Annotated in this window: 13 protein-coding genes; 3 read left to right on the top strand and 10 right to left on the bottom strand. The window is 62.2% G+C overall.

The genetic code is table 11. The annotated features are described in order from the left end of the window. Positions 1-5 precede the first annotated feature (5 nt). The 7 genes from HDEN_RS12970 to HDEN_RS13000 form a co-directional block, all read right to left on the bottom strand. Complete coding sequence (locus HDEN_RS12970) at positions 6-1,421, bottom strand: NAD(P)(+) transhydrogenase (Re/Si-specific) subunit beta (protein ID WP_013216584.1); 1,416 nt, start codon at positions 1,419-1,421, stop codon at positions 6-8. Positions 1,422-1,473: 52 nt separating this feature from the next. Beyond that, complete coding sequence (locus HDEN_RS12975) at positions 1,474-2,028, bottom strand: hypothetical protein (protein WP_013216585.1); 555 nt, start codon at positions 2,026-2,028, stop codon at positions 1,474-1,476. Then, positions 2,025-2,453 carry a proton-translocating transhydrogenase family protein gene (locus HDEN_RS12980; protein WP_013216586.1) on the bottom strand — a complete coding sequence of 143 codons (429 nt, stop codon included), beginning with the start codon at positions 2,451-2,453 and terminating at the stop codon, positions 2,025-2,027. The genes HDEN_RS12975 and HDEN_RS12980 overlap by 4 nt, the downstream gene beginning before the upstream one ends. A 104-nt stretch (positions 2,454-2,557) precedes the next feature. After that, complete coding sequence (locus HDEN_RS12985) at positions 2,558-3,700, bottom strand: Re/Si-specific NAD(P)(+) transhydrogenase subunit alpha (protein WP_013216587.1); 1,143 nt, start codon at positions 3,698-3,700, stop codon at positions 2,558-2,560. Between the two features lie 103 nt (positions 3,701-3,803). Beyond that, positions 3,804-3,947 (bottom strand): aa3-type cytochrome c oxidase subunit IV, encoded by a 144-nt coding sequence (locus HDEN_RS12990; protein WP_013216588.1) that lies wholly within the window; start codon positions 3,945-3,947, stop codon positions 3,804-3,806. 171 nt (positions 3,948-4,118) lie between these two features. Then, a complete protein-coding gene (locus HDEN_RS12995; RefSeq protein WP_013216589.1) occupies positions 4,119-6,029 on the bottom strand; it encodes a potassium transporter Kup in 1,911 nt (636 codons plus the stop codon). A 184-nt stretch (positions 6,030-6,213) separates the two neighbouring features. Then, entirely contained in the window at positions 6,214-8,061 is a 1,848-nt protein-coding gene (locus HDEN_RS13000; protein ID WP_013216590.1) for a M3 family oligoendopeptidase, read from the bottom strand. Positions 8,062-8,410: 349 nt separating this feature from the next. On the opposite strand from HDEN_RS13000, the gene HDEN_RS13005 reads away from it, so the two are divergent. Continuing rightward, positions 8,411-9,919, top strand: a complete 1,509-nt coding sequence (locus HDEN_RS13005; protein ID WP_013216591.1) for a sigma-54-dependent transcriptional regulator — start codon at positions 8,411-8,413, stop codon at positions 9,917-9,919. 201 nt (positions 9,920-10,120) lie between these two features. Here the strand turns inward: HDEN_RS13005 and HDEN_RS18390 are convergent, their stop codons facing one another. Beyond that, on the bottom strand, positions 10,121-10,366 hold the full coding sequence (locus HDEN_RS18390) for a hypothetical protein (RefSeq protein ID WP_169305469.1): 246 nt from the start codon (positions 10,364-10,366) through the stop codon (positions 10,121-10,123). On the opposite strand from HDEN_RS18390, the gene HDEN_RS13010 reads away from it, so the two are divergent. After that, positions 10,353-12,212 carry a L,D-transpeptidase family protein gene (locus HDEN_RS13010; protein WP_245256640.1) on the top strand — a complete coding sequence of 620 codons (1,860 nt, stop codon included), beginning with the start codon at positions 10,353-10,355 and terminating at the stop codon, positions 12,210-12,212. The two genes, HDEN_RS18390 and HDEN_RS13010, sit on opposite strands and share 14 nt — an antisense overlap. 224 nt (positions 12,213-12,436) lie before the next feature. Further along, positions 12,437-13,981 (top strand): peptidoglycan L,D-endopeptidase MepK, encoded by a 1,545-nt coding sequence (locus HDEN_RS13015; RefSeq protein ID WP_013216593.1) that lies wholly within the window; start codon positions 12,437-12,439, stop codon positions 13,979-13,981. A 36-nt stretch (positions 13,982-14,017) separates the two neighbouring features. Here the strand turns inward: HDEN_RS13015 and HDEN_RS13020 are convergent, their stop codons facing one another. Together HDEN_RS13020 and HDEN_RS13025 are read right to left on the bottom strand one after the other, a co-directional pair. Beyond that, positions 14,018-14,947 carry a LysR substrate-binding domain-containing protein gene (locus HDEN_RS13020; protein WP_013216594.1) on the bottom strand — a complete coding sequence of 310 codons (930 nt, stop codon included), beginning with the start codon at positions 14,945-14,947 and terminating at the stop codon, positions 14,018-14,020. A 300-nt stretch (positions 14,948-15,247) separates the two neighbouring features. Beyond that, the gene (locus HDEN_RS13025; RefSeq protein WP_013216595.1) at positions 15,248-15,541 is read right to left on the bottom strand and encodes a DUF2312 domain-containing protein; all 294 of its coding nucleotides are present in this window, start codon (positions 15,539-15,541) and stop codon (positions 15,248-15,250) included. Positions 15,542-15,662: the final 121 nt, after the last annotated feature.

The following is a 15,662-nucleotide window of genomic DNA, read 5'->3' on the forward strand; positions in this document are numbered from 1 at the left end:
AGGTCCTAATGGGCGAGCGCTTTAACAATCTCTTCCGTCATTTTCTTGGCGTCGCCAAGGACCATGACGGTATTGTCGCGGTAGAAGACCGGGTTGTCGATACCCGCATAGCCGGACGCCAGCGAGCGCTTGTTGAAGAACACGGTCCCGGCTTTCCAGACCTGCAGGACGGGCATTCCGTAGATCGGAGAGGTCTTGTCCTCTTCCGCCGCTGGGTTGACCACGTCGTTGGCGCCGATGACGTAGACGGCGTCGGCCTGGGAGAACTCGCTGTTGATGTCTTCTAGCTCGAAGACCTCATCGTAGGGGACGTTGGCTTCCGCCAGCAGCACGTTCATGTGGCCCGGCATACGTCCCGCGACCGGGTGGATGGCGTATTTGACCTCGACACCCTTCTTCTTCAGGGCATCGGCCATTTCGCGAAGGGCGTGCTGGGCCTGAGCGACCGCCATGCCGTAGCCCGGGACGATGATGACCTTGCCGGCGTTGCCGAGCACGTAGGCGGCGTCTTCGGCCGATCCGAGCTTGACGGGTTTCTGCTCGCCGCCACCTGCGGCCGCTGCCGTCTCGCCGCCGAAGCCACCGGCGATCACCGACAGGAACTGGCGGTTCATGCCCTTACACATGATGTAGGACAGGATGGCGCCGGACGAGCCGACGAGCGCGCCGGTGATGATGAGCGCGATGTTGCCGAGCGTGAAGCCGATGCCGGCGGCGGCCCAGCCCGAATAGGAGTTCAGCATCGAGATGACGACCGGCATGTCGGCGCCGCCGATCGGGATGATGATCAGGATGCCGACCAGCAAGGAGAGCAGCACGATCAGCCAGAACAGGAACGCCGATCCGCCGGACTGGATGAAGCTGTAGATCACGAAGATCAGGATCAGGCCCAGCGCCGCATTGATGAGATGACGCGCGGGGAGAAGGATCGGCTTGCCGGACATACGTCCAGACAGCTTGGCGAACGCGATAACCGAGCCCGTGAACGTGATGGCGCCGATGGCGACACCGAGCGCCATTTCGAACAGGCTACCGCCCTTGATGCCGAGCGCGGGATTGGCCGGATCGACCAAAATACCGAACGCCGACGGCGCGTAGAGGGCGCTGGCCGCAACGAACACGGCGGCAAGACCGACGAGCGAATGGAAGGCCGCGATCAGCTCGGGCATCATCGTCATCGGGATTTCGCGCGCCGTCTTGGCGCCGATGAAGCCGCCGATGCCGAGGCCGAGAACGATCAAGATCCAGGATGTCGCCGTCGGCGCCGCGAGACCGAGCGTCGTCAGGATAGCGAGCGTCATGCCGATGATGCCGAACAGGTTGCCCTGTCGCGATGTCGCCGGGCTCGACAAGCCTCTCAGCGCCAGAATGAAGAGCACGCCCGCGGCGAGGTAGGATAATGCGGCGACGTTGGCGCTCATGACGGTATCCTTTGACGGCAGGGGATTTCGGAGTTCATGGCGGAGGTGCGCATCAGTTCAGCGCCTCCGTGCGGCTCTCGGGAAATTCTTCAGCGACAAAATTCGGGTAAGCTTCGCGCAGAAGCGCGATCTGCTGCTGTTCGCTGACCCGCACGAGATACCAGGTCTCGTCGTCGATCAGCGCCAGGGTGTGCGTTGAGACTTTGAAGCGCTTGCCATCGATGGCGAGCGCAACCTCGGTCGGGATCAGAGCATAGGGCTCGCCTTGCGGCGTCTCTTTGAACGCAGCGTTCTGGACGTCCATGCTGAACGCTTCGAACGGAGCTTCCTCCAGCGCCGATTTCAGCAGTTGCAGCATCGTTTCGCGAATGACGGCGGCATCGACATTGGACTTCTTGGCGAGAAGGTCGAAAATTCTCGGCGGCACGGTTTGCGAAATGCGGTCAATGTTGGCGGACTTGATGGCACCGTTGAAATCGCTGACCGTCGCCGAAAGCGACGCCTTCTCGGCATCGTTCAGCCCGCGCGCATGACTTGCGCCAGCCAGCGCCAGCGTGAAGGCGATGGCCGCGCCGAAGATGCGGAAAATCGCGCCGAGCCCGGTCATTTCTTCGGGGCGTCTTTCTTCTTGTACATGGAGAGCATGCGATTGGTGACGAGGAAGCCGCCGAAGATGTTCACGGACGCCATCATCAGTGCGAGGAAACCGAAAATCTTGGCTACCACGCTGTCGGCGGCCGTCAGCGAGACGCCGACAGCCAGCAAGGCACCGACGACGATGACGGAAGAAATCGCGTTGGTGACGCTCATCAACGGCGTGTGCAGCGCGGGGGTCACCGACCAGACCACGTAGTAGCCGACGAAGATCGCGATCACGAAGACCATGAATTCATAGACCGCGGGGCTGACGAGACCGCCGCCCTCCGATGCGAAGGCCGCGGTCGGCAGCAACAGCGCCGCGATCAGCGCGGGAAGAAAAGCGCGCCCTTTGGGGGTTGGGTGAAGCGCCTGGAGAGATGGTCCCTTCGGCATTTTGACACTCCAAATGATCGTTCGAACAGCGTGTTTCGTAGCGTTTGAGCCCTTGGCCGAGCCCTCGCCGCGAAAGCGAAGGACTTACGGCGGCGGCTCGAGTTCTAGCTTGCTTGCGTCTGCAGGTTGGGATGGACGATCTGGCCGCCCTTGGCGACGAGCGTGCCCCTGATCAGCTCGTCGTCCCAGTTGACCGCCAGCGTCTTTTCTTTCTTGTCGAACATCGTGCCGTCGAGGAAGGCCAAGAGGTTCTTGGCGTAGAGGCTCGAGGCGTTGACGGCGATGCTGCCCGCCAGATTGAGCGGCGCGAAAATCCTGACGCCGTTCGGCGTCTCGATCGTCTTGCCGGGCTCAGTCAGCTCGGTGTTGCCGCCACGCTCGGCCGCGAGGTCGACGATCACGGCGCCGGGCTTCATGCTCTCGATCATGGCACGCGAAATGAGTTTCGGCGCCGGGCGACCGGGGATCAGCGCGGTGGTGATGACGAGATCCTGGTTCTTGACGTGCTGCGCGACGAGCTCGGCCTGCTTGGCCTGATATTCCGGGCTCATCGGCTTGGCGTAACCGGCTGCGGTCTGCGCCTGCTTGAACTCTTCGTCCTCGACCGCGATGAACTTCGCGCCGAGCGACTGCACCTGCTCTTTGGTTGCAGGTCGAACGTCCGTTGCCGTCACCTGGGCACCGAGGCGGCGCGCGGTGGCGATCGCCTGCAGACCGGCGACGCCGACGCCCATGATGAACGCCTTCGCTGCCGGCACCGTACCGGCGGGCGTCATCATCATCGGCAAGGCCTGTCCGAACATCGCCGCGCCGTCGACGACGGCCTTGTAGCCGGCGAGGTTCGCCTGGCTGGAGAGCACGTCCATCGACTGGGCGCGCGTCGTTCTCGGCATGAATTCCATCGAGAAGACCGTCGCGCCGGTGCCCGCGAGCGCCGCCAGCGCCGAGCGATCTCCGTAGGGATCAATCATCGCGGCAACGATGGCGCCGGGCTTCAATGCGGCGACATCCTCGATACTCGGCCGACGAACGGCGAGGAGAATGTCGGCGCCGTGAATGGCTTCCGATCGCGTTACGACATCTGCCCCAGCGGCCCGATAGGCGTCATCGGAGAAGCGCGATCTCGCTCCGGCACCCGATTCGATACGCACCTTGGCGCCAAGAGCGGTGAGTTTCTTCACCGTATCGGGCGAAACCGCAATGCGCGGTTCGTCCGCCGATTCACTGGTGACAGCTATCGTGACCATGTCTCAGCCCAATTGAAGTGATGTGGCCGGAAGCCGGGATCAAAAAGGGCAGAACCCGCGAGAGCCTGCCCTGCATGAATTCTCTTGGGTGGCCGGATGGGCCTCACACCAAGAAGATTTTCATGCCGAGAAGCACAAGCGCCGCAGCTATGACGGCATACTTCGCGAAACGAAGGAAACCGGCGTAGGTTTTCTGATGCTCGGCGTAGTCCATGGCAGAGTGGCCGTTTGTATAGTCGACACTCACGTTTCGTCTCCCCAGATGCGGTTCGCCAAATTTGTTATCCGGTTGGTACCTTAAGACACCGTAGGCTTCAAGTCGCCCCGGCCCCTGACTTTCGGTCCATACCCCAGTCCGGCGTCAACGTGGGGTAAAAACAGCCATGGATCGAATAGACGCCCTCAATACCGGGCCATTCTAGATTGCGACCTGGGTCCCGACCTCGACGACCCGGTCGGTCGGGATCTGGAAGTACGTCGTCGCGTCCTCCGCGCTGGCGGCCAGGACGATGAACAGGCGCTCCTGCCAGCGCGGCAACTCGGACTTGGGCGTCTTGCGTAGCGACCGGCGCGAAAGGAAGAACGAGGTCGCGCCGATGTCGATGTTGCAGTCCTTGCGACGGGCGTGCTCGAGGATCTTCGGCACGCTGGGCGTTTCCATGAAGCCGTAGCGGGCAACGATCCGGATGAAGTGATCGGAAACGCGCTCGATCGTAATCCGCTCGTGACGCGCGACGCGCGGCGTTTCCACCGTGCGAATGGAGAGCAGAATATTGCGCTCGTGCATGACGCGGTTGTGCTTCAGGTTGTGCATCATCGACGTCGGAGCGGCGTAAGGATCGCCGGTCAGGAACACCGCCGTTCCAGGAACGCGGTGCGGAGGCTTGGCTTCCAGCTTGCGGACGAGCCAATCGAGATCGGCCTCGTTGCGTTTCGTCAGCTTGGCCAGCAGCCTCGTGCCCTTGACCCAACTGAACATGATGATCGCCAGCATCGCGGCGATGACGAGGGGCACCCAGCCGCCTTCGAACAGCTTCAGCAGGTTGGCCGAGAAGAATGCCTGCTCGATCATCAGCAGCGGAATGACGACCAGGGCGACGCGCCAGAGCGGCCACCGCCAGCACTTCCAGATCACGAAGAAGGCCATCAGCGTGTCGATGACCATCGCGGCCGTAACCGACACGCCGTAAGCCGCGGCGAGATTGGACGACGTGCGGAACGCGAAGATGACCATCACGACGAAGATGAAAAGTATCCAGTTGACGCGGGGAATATAGATCTGGCCCGCGACGCTCTCTGACGTGTGGCGGATCTCGAAGCGTGGGATGAGGCCGAGCTGAATGGCCTGCCGCGTCAACGAGAAAGCGCCCGTAATGACGGCCTGACAGGCGATCACGGTCGCGAACGTCGACAGGATCAGCATCGGGACAAGCGCGTATTGCGGATAGAGCCGGTAGAACGGATTTTCGATCGCATTGGCGTCGTTCATGACGAGCGCGCCTTGACCGAAGTAGTTCAGGATCAGCGCCGGCATCACGAAATAAAGCCATGACACCGTGATCGGACGGCGGCCGAAATGGCCAAGGTCGGCGTAAAGCGCTTCGGCGCCGGTGCAGGCCAGAAACACGAGGCCCATGACTGTCAGCCCGAGCACGCCGTTGGAATAAACGAATTCGATGCCGTAGAGCGGATTGAGAGCCAGAAGAACGCTCAGGTTGTCGGCGATGTGCATCAGGCCGCCGAGCGCCAGCACCGCGAACCACAGCGCCATCACGGGTCCGAAGAACCGGGCGACGCGCGCCGTGCCGTGCGACTGCATCCAGAACAGTCCGGTCAGCACGACCAGAGCCGCCGGAATGATGGCGACCTCTAACTGCGGCGCGATGAGCCGCAAGCCTTCGACGGCTGAGAGAACCGAAATGGCGGGCGTGATCACCGCATCGCCGTAAAAGAACGAGGCGCCGGCGATGCCGAGGGCTCCGAGCAAGGGAGCGCTGCGGCGGGCCACGGTCTGGCCGAGGGCCATCAGGGCGAACATGCCACCCTCGCCCTTGTTATCGGCGTGCAGCAGCAGAAGCACGTACTTGATCGTGACGACCAAGGTCATGCTCCAGAAGATCAGCGACAGCACGCCCAGCGTCGCCTCGGCGACTGTGCCGTGATGCGACGCCGCCGTAATCGCTTCCTTGAAGGCGTACAGCGGACTCGTTCCAATGTCGCCGAAGACGACGCCAACGGAGCCTAAAGCCAACGCCCAGAAGTTCTTGTTGTCGTGGCCCTCTGCCGAACCAAAATCCACGGCGGGAAGAGAGGCTTGCGGTTGTGCCATTCAGGCGAAACCTGTCGAAAAGCTGCAACGCAGCATAAAGTGGCGGGGTGTCTACTCCGACAGGGTGTGAATGGGAAGCGACAAATTCGACCGCTCCCCGCCTGCGACAGGTTGACAATACGCCGGGCCTCAGATTCGTTTCCCTCGCTTTCTCAATTTCCCCGCCCGCGTGCCTAATCTGCACTCACGCCATGGTTTCAAGCTCGTCGATCATGCCCTCGATGACCTTCAGCCCCTTGTTCCAGAATTCCGGGTCGCGGGCGTCCAGTCCGAACGGAGCGAGCAATTCCGAGTGGTGCTTGGAGCCGCCGGCTTTGAGCAGGTCGAAGTATTTCGCGACGAACCCCGGGTGTGCTTCGGCGTAGAGGCCATAAAGCGAGTTCACGAGGCAGTCGCCGAAGGCGTAGGCGTAAACGTAGAACGGCGAATGGATGAAGTGCGGGACGTACGTCCAGAACACTTCATATCCGGGCTTGAGTTCGATCGCCGGTCCCAGACTCTCTCCCTGGATTTCGAGCCAGATGGCGTTGATGCGATCGGACGTCAGCTCACCCTGGCGCCGCTCCTCATGGACCTTGCGCTCGAATGTGTAGAACGCGACCTGACGCACGACCGTGTTGAGCATGTCCTCGACCTTGCCCGCGATCATCGCCTTGCGTTCGCGCTTATCCTTCGTCTCGGCGAGGATGGCCTTGAACGTCAGCATCTCGCCGAACACCGATGCGGTCTCGGCGAGCGTCAGCGGCGTCGGCGCGAGGAGCGGACCCTGGGCGCGCGCCAGCCACTGATGCACGCCGTGGCCAAGCTCATGCGCGAGCGTCATCACATCGCGCGGCTTTCCGAGATAGTTCATCATCACATACGGATGCACGGACGGGACCGTCGAGGCGGAAAACGCGCCCGGCGCCTTGCCCGGCTTCACCGCTGCATCGATCCAGTTCTTGTCGAAAAACTGCTTCGCGATCGTGGCCATTTCCGGCGCGAAATTGCCGTAGGCCTTGAGCACGATCTTCTCGGCTTCGGCCCACGTGATGGTGCGCTCGGGCTTGTCGGGAAGCGGCGCGTTGCGATCCCAGGACGCGAGCTTCTTCTTACCGAGCCACTTGGCCTTCATGGCGTAGTAGCGATGCGAAAGCTGCGGATAGGCGGCGCGGACGCTTGTCACGAGCGCGTCGACGACCGGGCCTTCGACACGGTTCGCGAGATTGCGGCTGTCGGCAACGTCCTTGAAGTTGCGCCAGCGGTCGGAGATTTCCTTGTCCTTCGCCAGCGTGTTCGTGATCAGCGTGAACAGCGGCAGATTGGCCTTGAAAACCTTGCTCAAGGCTTCCGACGCGGCCTTGCGCTTTTTCTCATCGGGGCTCGACAGGAAATTCAGCGTCGGCTCCAACGTCAGTGGCGTTTTCTCGCCTTTGACGTCGAATTTCAGCGCCGACATCGTCTCGTCGAAGAGCCGGTTCCAGGCGCTGCGGCTGGTCTGCGATTTCTCCGTGAAAAGGCGTTCGAGCTTTTCATCGAGCTGATGCGGCTTTTCCTTGCGCAGGTCCTCGAGCCAAGGCTTGTAGCGCTTCACGTCCTTATGTTTGAGCGCGCCGTCCATCGTCGCGTCGTCGATCTGATTCAGCTCGAGTTCGAAGAAGATCAGGTCCGTGTAGAGTTTGGTCAGCGCCTCGGACACGTCGCCGTTGAATTTTGCCCGCACCGGATCGGTCTGATCGAGCACGTAGTAGAGTCCCGAGTACGATCCGAGCTTGCCGACCAGATCCGACAGCTTTTCGTAGTCCTTGATCGCGCCCGCAAGCTTGCCGCCGTCTTTCGCGAGGTCGGCGAGGCGGCCTTGATAGGCCGTCTTGATGCGCGCCGCTTCCTTGGCCGCGGCCTTCAGATCACGTTGCACCTCGGGCGCGTCCGGCGCGGCGTAGAGATCGCTCAGGTCCCATTCCGGCATCGCGCCAAGCCGCGGCGTTTTGGTCGATCGGCTGGTTGTGGCGCGCAGCGCGGACGACGATTTGCGGGAAGGTTCGCGGCTCATGAAATTCCTTTCGGGGGACCTGGTGGCGTGAGCGAGGAAGCGTCAGCACGCCCCCGCGCGCAGGCAAATTTGGCGATCGGATGCGTGGCGCGCAAGGCCCTACAGGGGGCCGTCCCCGTCTTCGAAGCCACACGCGCGGCTGATTATCGGCCGGAGCGCACGCTTTTCATGGTGTTTTAACTCGCTCAAAAAATGCGGCACGCGGAAACGATCCATTTACTCAAATACGTCACTGTCGCCCCTGTTGCGTTATTTGCCGGTCACCGAATGTCAGAAGCTGGGTCAAATCCCAGTTCGGCGCCAGGGGGAGACGGCACCCAGTGTCAGTTATTGTAAAGTTGCGTGCCACATGTCCAAGCGTGTTCTGATCGTTGATGACGATCCCGCCCAGCGTCGTATTCTCGAAGAGACGGTCAAGCGTTTCGGTTTTGAAACCAAGACCTGCGGCTCGGGCGAGCAGGCCCTCCAAATTCTCGAATCCCAGGAGCGCGACCCGATCGCGCTGGTGATCCTCGATCTCGTCATGCCCGGCGTCGACGGCATGGCCGTCCTTGAGCGCGTCGGTCATGCGCAGGGGATGCCTCCGATCATCGTGCAGACCGCTCATGGCTCAATCGAGACGGCGATCAATGCGATGCGCCGCGGCGCCGTCGATTTCGTCGTCAAGCCGGCCTCGCCGGAGCGGCTCGAAGTTTCGATCAAGAGCGCTTTGAAGATTGAAGCGCTCGCGGGTGAAATCAACCGCATCAAGAAGAAGGTCGAAGGCACGCTGACGTTCGGCGACCTCGTCATGCGCGGCGACGCGATGAAGCGCGTGATTTCGCTCGGCAAGCGTGCGGCTGCGTCGACCATCCCGGTTCTGATCGAAGGCGAGAGCGGCGTCGGCAAGGAATTGATCGCCCGCGCCATCCAGGGCGAGAGCGAACGCGTTGGCCGTCCGTTCATCACCGTCAACTGCGGCGCGATCCCCGAGAACCTCGTGGAAAGCATTCTCTTCGGGCATGAAAAGGGCGCCTTCACCGGCGCCGTCGACAAGCGCATCGGCAAATTCCAGGAAGCCGACGGCGGAACGCTGTTCCTCGACGAAGTCGGCGAACTGCCGCTCGACGCGCAGGTGAAGCTGCTGCGCGCGCTGCAGGAAGGCGAGATCGATCCCGTCGGATCGAAGAAGCCCGTGAAGGTCAACTTCCGGCTGATCTCGGCGACGAACCGCGACATGATCCAGCTGGTCAAGGACGGCAAGTTCCGCGAAGACCTCTATTACCGGCTGAACGTGTTCCCGATCTTCGTGCCGCCGCTGCGCGAGCGCATTGATGACGTTCCGGAACTTGCACGTCATTTCGCGGCTCGCTTCGCTGCCGAAGAAGGTAAGCGCGTCGCCGCGATTTCCGAGCGCGCCATGGCGCTACTGCAGGCCTACTCGTGGCCGGGCAACGTGCGTCAGCTCGAGAATACGATTTTCCGCGCCGTCGTTCTTGCCGATGGGCCGGAGTTGACGGTCGCGGAATTCCCGCAGATCGCCGCGCACGTCGATGGGTTCGAAGCGGAGATTCCGGCAGCACCGGCCGCTGTGCAGAAGCAGCCCGCTTACACGGGACCGGCGCTCATCGGCGCGGAGAACACGGTGCCGCATACCGTCGAAATAAAATCTACGGCATCGGGCAGCTCGCTCGGCATTCAGGCCGTCGCGGAAGACGGAGAGATCCGTTCGCTCGAAGCGATCGAAGCCGACATGATCCGCCTGGCGCTCGGCCGTTATCGCGGACACATGACGGAAGTCGCCAAGAGGTTGAATATCGGCCGCTCGACACTTTATCGTAAAATGCAGGAATACGGTCTCGAACCGAGGCCGAACTGAGGTTTCTGTTCGTGTAACAGCGGACGGAAATGCATGTGCGCGGGTCCGGTGGGACGGCCGCGCGCAACCGGAGCGCATCCGTGCCACCACCACACCCCTGTAGGCTCGACATCACTCTGTCGATCCGGAGCGAGTGCGAACCCCTGTCGCTCTCGACGCAAAAGCCTCGGCTGCATCCGGGGCTTTTGCATTTTCCAGGCGTCAGAAGCGCAACACTTTCGCCATAGCTTCGTGCAATACAGTTATCCAGCGGCCGGGCTGGTCAGGCATAGAAGCGGCGGCTATCAGTAAAATTTGCAAGCTCCGACGGTGGAAGGTGAAATTCGTAATGCGGGTGTCGTATTTCGTTGCAGTCGGGCTGTTGCTGAGCTGCAGTGCCATTTCCACCGCGTACGCGGCGAACACCGACGAAACTTCGGAGCCTTCGCCCGCAGTGGCGGTCGGCACCGAAACCGCGATGCAGCCTCAATCGCATGCCGCTCCCGCCGAGACGGCGCCGGCGCCTATCGCGGCCGAACCGGAACGAGCCGCTGAACCCGCTCCCACCGTCGCGGTCACGGATCATCTGGTCTATACGCAGGTCGGCCGCTACCTGGAGGCGAACAAGAAGAAGCTGTTCGCCTCTGCCGATATCGGCGATCGCGAGGCGCTGACGCAATTTTATGCGGCTCGGATGGGCGCGGCGCTTTGGGTCGACAAGAACGGCTATACGGCGGACGCACAGAGCGTGATGTCGGCTCTGAGGGATGCCGACAACTGGGGCCTGCGCTCGCAGGACTACAAAATTCCTGATCTCAAGGCTGCGCCGGATGGCAGCTATAGCCTCGACGATCTGACCGATGCCGAAACGCGCCTGTCGCTCAGCGCGCTCGCCTATGCACGCGATGCCCGTGGCGGCCGGATCGTCAATCCGCCGGAGCAGCTTTCGGCCTATCTCGATCGCAAGCCGCAGCCGATCGCGCCGCGCACGGTGATCGATACGCTTGCGACGGCGACGGACAAGGGCGCTTATCTCAAGTCGCTGCAGCCGAAACACAAGCAGTTCGAGTTGCTGCGGCAGAAGCTGCTGGCGCTGAGATCGGGCGGCAATGGCGAAACGATCAACATTCCGGGCGGCGCGAACATCGCGCCGGGCAAGCGCAGTCCGCAGATTGCGCTGATCCGTAAAGCTCTGAAGGTGACGCCGCCGCAGGCCGGCCCCGACGGGAAGCCTTTCGACGAGACCTTTTACGACGACGATCTGGCGCGCGCGGTCAAAGCCTACAAGGTTGAAAAGGGCATCGATCCGCCGACACCGACGATCACGACGGCGCTTCGCCGCTCGCTGAACGGAGACGACGGCATCAGCGAAGCAAAGCTGCTCGCCAACATGGAAGAGTGGCGCTGGATGCCGGACGACCTCGGCGACTTCTACGTCACGGTCAACATTCCCGACTTCAAAGTCCGCGTCGTGAAGGACGGCGAAGTCGTCTTCGACGAACGCATCGTGACCGGCAGCGTCAACCGCCAGACGCCGGTCTTCTCCGACATGATGCGCACCATTGTTTTCCAGCCGCGCTGGAACGTGCCGGATTCGATCAAGGTCAAGGAATTGCTGCCAGGCCTTCGCGCCGGTGGCGATCCTCTGCGCCGGCAAGGTCTGGTGATGGAGCGCAACGGCCGCCGCATCAGCGCGACCAGCATAAACTGGTATCGCAGCGATATTCGGAACTTCCACGTCTATCAGCCGCCGAGCGGCGGAAACGCGCTTGGCGTCGTCAAATTCCTGTTCCCGAATGCGCACGCCGTCTATCTGCACGACACGCCGAGCAAGGGGCTGTTCAACGAGAGCATCCGCGCCTTCAGCCACGGTTGCATGCGCGTGCGTAATCCGGTGCAGCTTGCCGAAGTCGTCCTTGCTCAGGACAAGGGCTGGGACAAGATCGCCGTCAACGATCTCCTTAAAAACGGGCCGGAAGAAAACGAGATCGCGCTCGATCGGCCGATCCCGGTGCACATCACCTATTTCACCGCGCGCGCAGGTGACGACGGCGCCATCGAAAGCTTCGGTGACATCTACGGCCACGAGAAGCGCATCACGCTGGCGCTTGCAGGCAAATGGAAACAGATCGACGTCACCAAGGAACCGAAGGTTACGCCGGACGATATCGGTTTCGACGAATACGCCGACAGCCGCCGCCGCAATAACGACGACTGGTTCGGCGTGAGTTCCAATGACGATCGCCCGAAGCGCGGCAAGAAGTACGACGGCGGGCTCAATAACTTCTTCCAGAAAGTTCTAGGCGGGCTCTGACCGCCGAGCTTCCATCCTCTGACGCTAAAGGGCCGGCCGGCGATCGGACCGGCCCTTTTTCTAGGCGCGAGCACCCCCGCCCTTTTGTCGCCCATTCCCCGTCGTTAGATGCAAAGCATCGCATAGTTACTGCGTCTTAACGAATTGGGGTTTACCCAATTGGGAGCCGAGCATTGTCGGCCCCAGTCGGGCTCGGGGGTTTTGCGTAGGGACGGGGGAATTTCGTGGTTCTTCGCCGCTCAGGCGTCGTGTTTGGTGTTGCTGCGCTTTTTGCGGCAGCCTGTCTGCACGCCGATAGCATCACGGCGGCCGGCCAAGCCAATGAACGCACGATCTCATTCTATCACATTCATACGCACGAGCGCCTGACGGTCACGTACAAGCGCGGCACACAATATGATCCCGCGGCACTGAAGCAGATCAATTGGATCATGCGCGACTGGCGCAAGAACGAGGTGAAGGAGATTTCTCCGGCGACCATCGACCTCGCCTGGGAAATGCACGAGGAACTCGGCTCCAAGGAACCGATCAGTATCATTTGCGGCTTTCGCTCGTCGGGTACGAACGAGATGCTGCGGCAGACGCGCGGTGGGCAGGCCAAGGCCAGCCAGCACATCACCGGCAAAGCCATCGACATCACCTTCCCCGATGTGCCGCTGAAAAAAATGCGCTACTCGGCATTGATCCGCGAGCGGGGCGGCGTCGGTTACTATCCGACCTCGGGCATTCCTTTCGTTCACGTCGATACTGCGAACGTCCGCATGTGGCCGCGCATGCCGCGCTACGAGCTGGCGCTGCTGTTCCCCAACGGCCGTTCCAAATACGTGCCGACCGACGGACGCCCGATCACGCCCAGCGACGTTCAGGTTGCGCAAAGCAAGCATCGCGAACTGGCGATCCAGGTCGCGGATTTCTTCCGCGCGCGCGTGACGCCCGGTTCGCGCACGATGGTGGCTTCGGCAGAACTCGGGACCGGCGGCGGCAAGCGCCTCTCCGTCGTTGCGTCTCTCGGAGGTGGCGGATCGACACGGCGCAACGTCAATCTGACGACGGAGCCTGATCCGGCGGTCAAGGATCCGAAGCCGTTCGCGCCTGCGCGTGTCGCGTCTCTATCGCCGCCTGCCATTGACGAAGGCGCACCGCATCTCGTGTCCGCGCCGCGCGCCGTCGAACGTCCGTCGCGCTTTACGCCGAGCCCGTCGAAAGCCGATCGCACCAAGCTCGATGCCCTTGTGACGGCCGCCGCTTCGATGCCGATGCCGGAACTCGTCTCCGGTCCGAAGCGGGCCGTGCGTCCGCAAAAGGCGCTTGCCGCCGCTGCGCTGGCTGAATCCGGTCATGCGCCGAAAGCCCAGCCGACCGCGCGCGTCGCCAGCCTCGATCCGGCGGCCGCAGCGAGCGTCACCGATATGAATCCGAACGGTCTCGGCAACGGCTGGGCGGAAGCCCCGGCATTCGACGACGATCACCCGGAAGAACTCGCGTACCGCCCGTTCCCGCTGGCGCCGCTGCTGACCGATAACGCGGAAGCGCGCGATGCGCCGTTGGCGGATTTGCAGCGTCCGGACGTGGCGGCGACGCTCGATGCGCTCGACGACGCAGGCCGCATTCCGCCGATGAAGTTCCGGCCGGGCCAACAGGTCGCCGAGCAAATGTGGGCGCAGCAGTTCCAGGGCAAGGCTGTCCATGCCGAAGCGCTCATGGAACTGTCGCAACGTCCGCCGCCTGCGGGCATAGAGAACCGGTCCGTCCAGACCAGCGCGCGCTGAATGACCGTACAATAAGCGCTTCGGATGCGCGCCTGCTCAGGCCTGCATCGCGATCGCGCCGCGCTTCAAAGACGCCTGCCACGCGACGGAAATCAGCTTCGAAAGAGCCAGGAAGTCATCGCGTCTCGGGCTCGAACGGCGCCATGCGAGACCGATGGCGCGCGACGGCTCCGGTTCGACGAAGCGCATGACTTTGATTTCGCGATTGCGGCCTTCGACGCCGACGCAAATCTCCGGCAGCAGCGTGATCCCCAGACCGGCAGAGACCATCTCGACGATCGTCGACAGGCTCGACGCGCCGAACGTGCTGACGGCATCGACCTGCCTCAGGCTGCAATACGTCAGCGCCTGATCGCGGAGGCAATGACCTTCTTCGAGCAGCAGCAAGCGATCACCCTCGACCATGTCCTTGGTCGCGCGCACGCGACCCGACAGCTTTTTCGATTTCGGAACCGCGAGCAGAAAGCGGTCGTCGAAGATCGACAGCGTTTCGACGTCGGGATTTTTGATCGGCAGAGCGAGCAGCAGGACGTCGAGCTTGCCCTCGACCAGTTCGTCGGTCAGCACCTGCGTCTGCGTTTCCCGGACGTGCAGTTCAAGGTCGGGGTATTTATCTTTCAGAAGCGGCAGAAGCGGCGGCAGCAGATACGGCGCGACCGACGGGATGACGCCGAGACGCAGCACGCCCGACAGGATGCCGCCGGCGTGTTGGGCGTAGTCGATCAAGTTGCGCACATCATTCAGCAGTCGCTGCGCACGGCTGGCGATTTCCTCGCCCTTGGCCGTCAGCTTGACGCCGTTCCGCGTGCGTTCGACGAGCGAGATCCCGAGCGAGGCTTCGAGGTCCTGGATCTGCATCGAGAGCGCGGGCTGGGTCACGGCGCACGCGTCCGCCGCCCGGCCGAAATGCTGCTCGCGCGCCAGGGCATCGAAGTACCGCAACTGTTTGAGCGTAACGTGTGCCATCAGCTACTCTAATGCCCAGGACAAGAAATCGCGATTTGTCCTTATCATAGGCTGCGCCTATGTTGCCAGCATTGGATGCGCGCGGAGAGGATCACATTTCTGAGCGCATCCGCCGAAAAGGTGGCCGTGAGGCCGCCGTCCAGCGCCGCCTGACCCTAGCGCCGAATAGGGACAAGCGGCGCTGGTTTTGTGTCCGGTCACCAAGTGCACGAAAAAACGAGCCGCAGCGACACTTGCCGCGCGGCCCGTTCGAATATCTCAATTTTTCATTCAAACCGGGCGCAGCGCCCGGCAGACCGCCTATTCGGCGGCGATCATCGCGTCGACCACGTGCTCCGCCGGCGCCTGCTCGAGCATGCCCAGCGCGTGCATGTAGACTTCCAGGATGCTTTCTTCTTCCTCGCGCTCCTGGTTCGATTTCTTGCGCAGGCGCACGATCTGGCGGAGCGCCTTGACGTCGAAGCCGACAGCTTTCGCCTCCGTGTACTTGTCGCGGATGTCGCTTGCGATCTGCTTCTTTTCCTCTTCCAGGCGTTCGATCTGCTCGACGAACTGCCGCAACTGATTTTGCGCCGAGGCCTGAAGCGTACTCATGGAGGCTCCTTGCTGAATTCAAGCTTTGCCGGAAGCTATCGGCGCGGACTGGGCGCAGCAAGGCGATAACGGAAGCAATCCATAGGGATATGTCAGAGGATGGGCTTGACGTCGCGAATGC

Origin of the sequence: Hyphomicrobium denitrificans ATCC 51888 (genome assembly GCF_000143145.1) — a bacterium.
GTDB classification, from domain to species: Bacteria; Pseudomonadota; Alphaproteobacteria; order Rhizobiales; family Hyphomicrobiaceae; genus Hyphomicrobium_B; species Hyphomicrobium_B denitrificans.

What these genes read in the sequence shown, in the direction of transcription:
- HDEN_RS12970 (WP_013216584.1), bottom strand. Translation starts at nt 1,421, where the DNA reads ATGAGCGCCAACGTCGCCGCATTATCCTACCTCGCCGCGGGCGTGCTC.
- HDEN_RS12975 (WP_013216585.1), bottom strand. Translation starts at nt 2,028, where the DNA reads ATGACCGGGCTCGGCGCGATTTTCCGCATCTTCGGCGCGGCCATCGCC.
- HDEN_RS12980 (WP_013216586.1), bottom strand. Translation starts at nt 2,453, where the DNA reads ATGCCGAAGGGACCATCTCTCCAGGCGCTTCACCCAACCCCCAAAGGG.
- HDEN_RS12985 (WP_013216587.1), bottom strand. Translation starts at nt 3,700, where the DNA reads ATGGTCACGATAGCTGTCACCAGTGAATCGGCGGACGAACCGCGCATT.
- HDEN_RS12995 (WP_013216589.1), bottom strand. Translation starts at nt 6,029, where the DNA reads ATGGCACAACCGCAAGCCTCTCTTCCCGCCGTGGATTTTGGTTCGGCA.
- HDEN_RS13000 (WP_013216590.1), bottom strand. Translation starts at nt 8,061, where the DNA reads ATGAGCCGCGAACCTTCCCGCAAATCGTCGTCCGCGCTGCGCGCCACA.
- HDEN_RS13005 (WP_013216591.1), top strand. Translation starts at nt 8,411, where the DNA reads ATGTCCAAGCGTGTTCTGATCGTTGATGACGATCCCGCCCAGCGTCGT.
- HDEN_RS13020 (WP_013216594.1), bottom strand. Translation starts at nt 14,947, where the DNA reads ATGGCACACGTTACGCTCAAACAGTTGCGGTACTTCGATGCCCTGGCG.
- HDEN_RS13025 (WP_013216595.1), bottom strand. Translation starts at nt 15,541, where the DNA reads ATGAGTACGCTTCAGGCCTCGGCGCAAAATCAGTTGCGGCAGTTCGTC.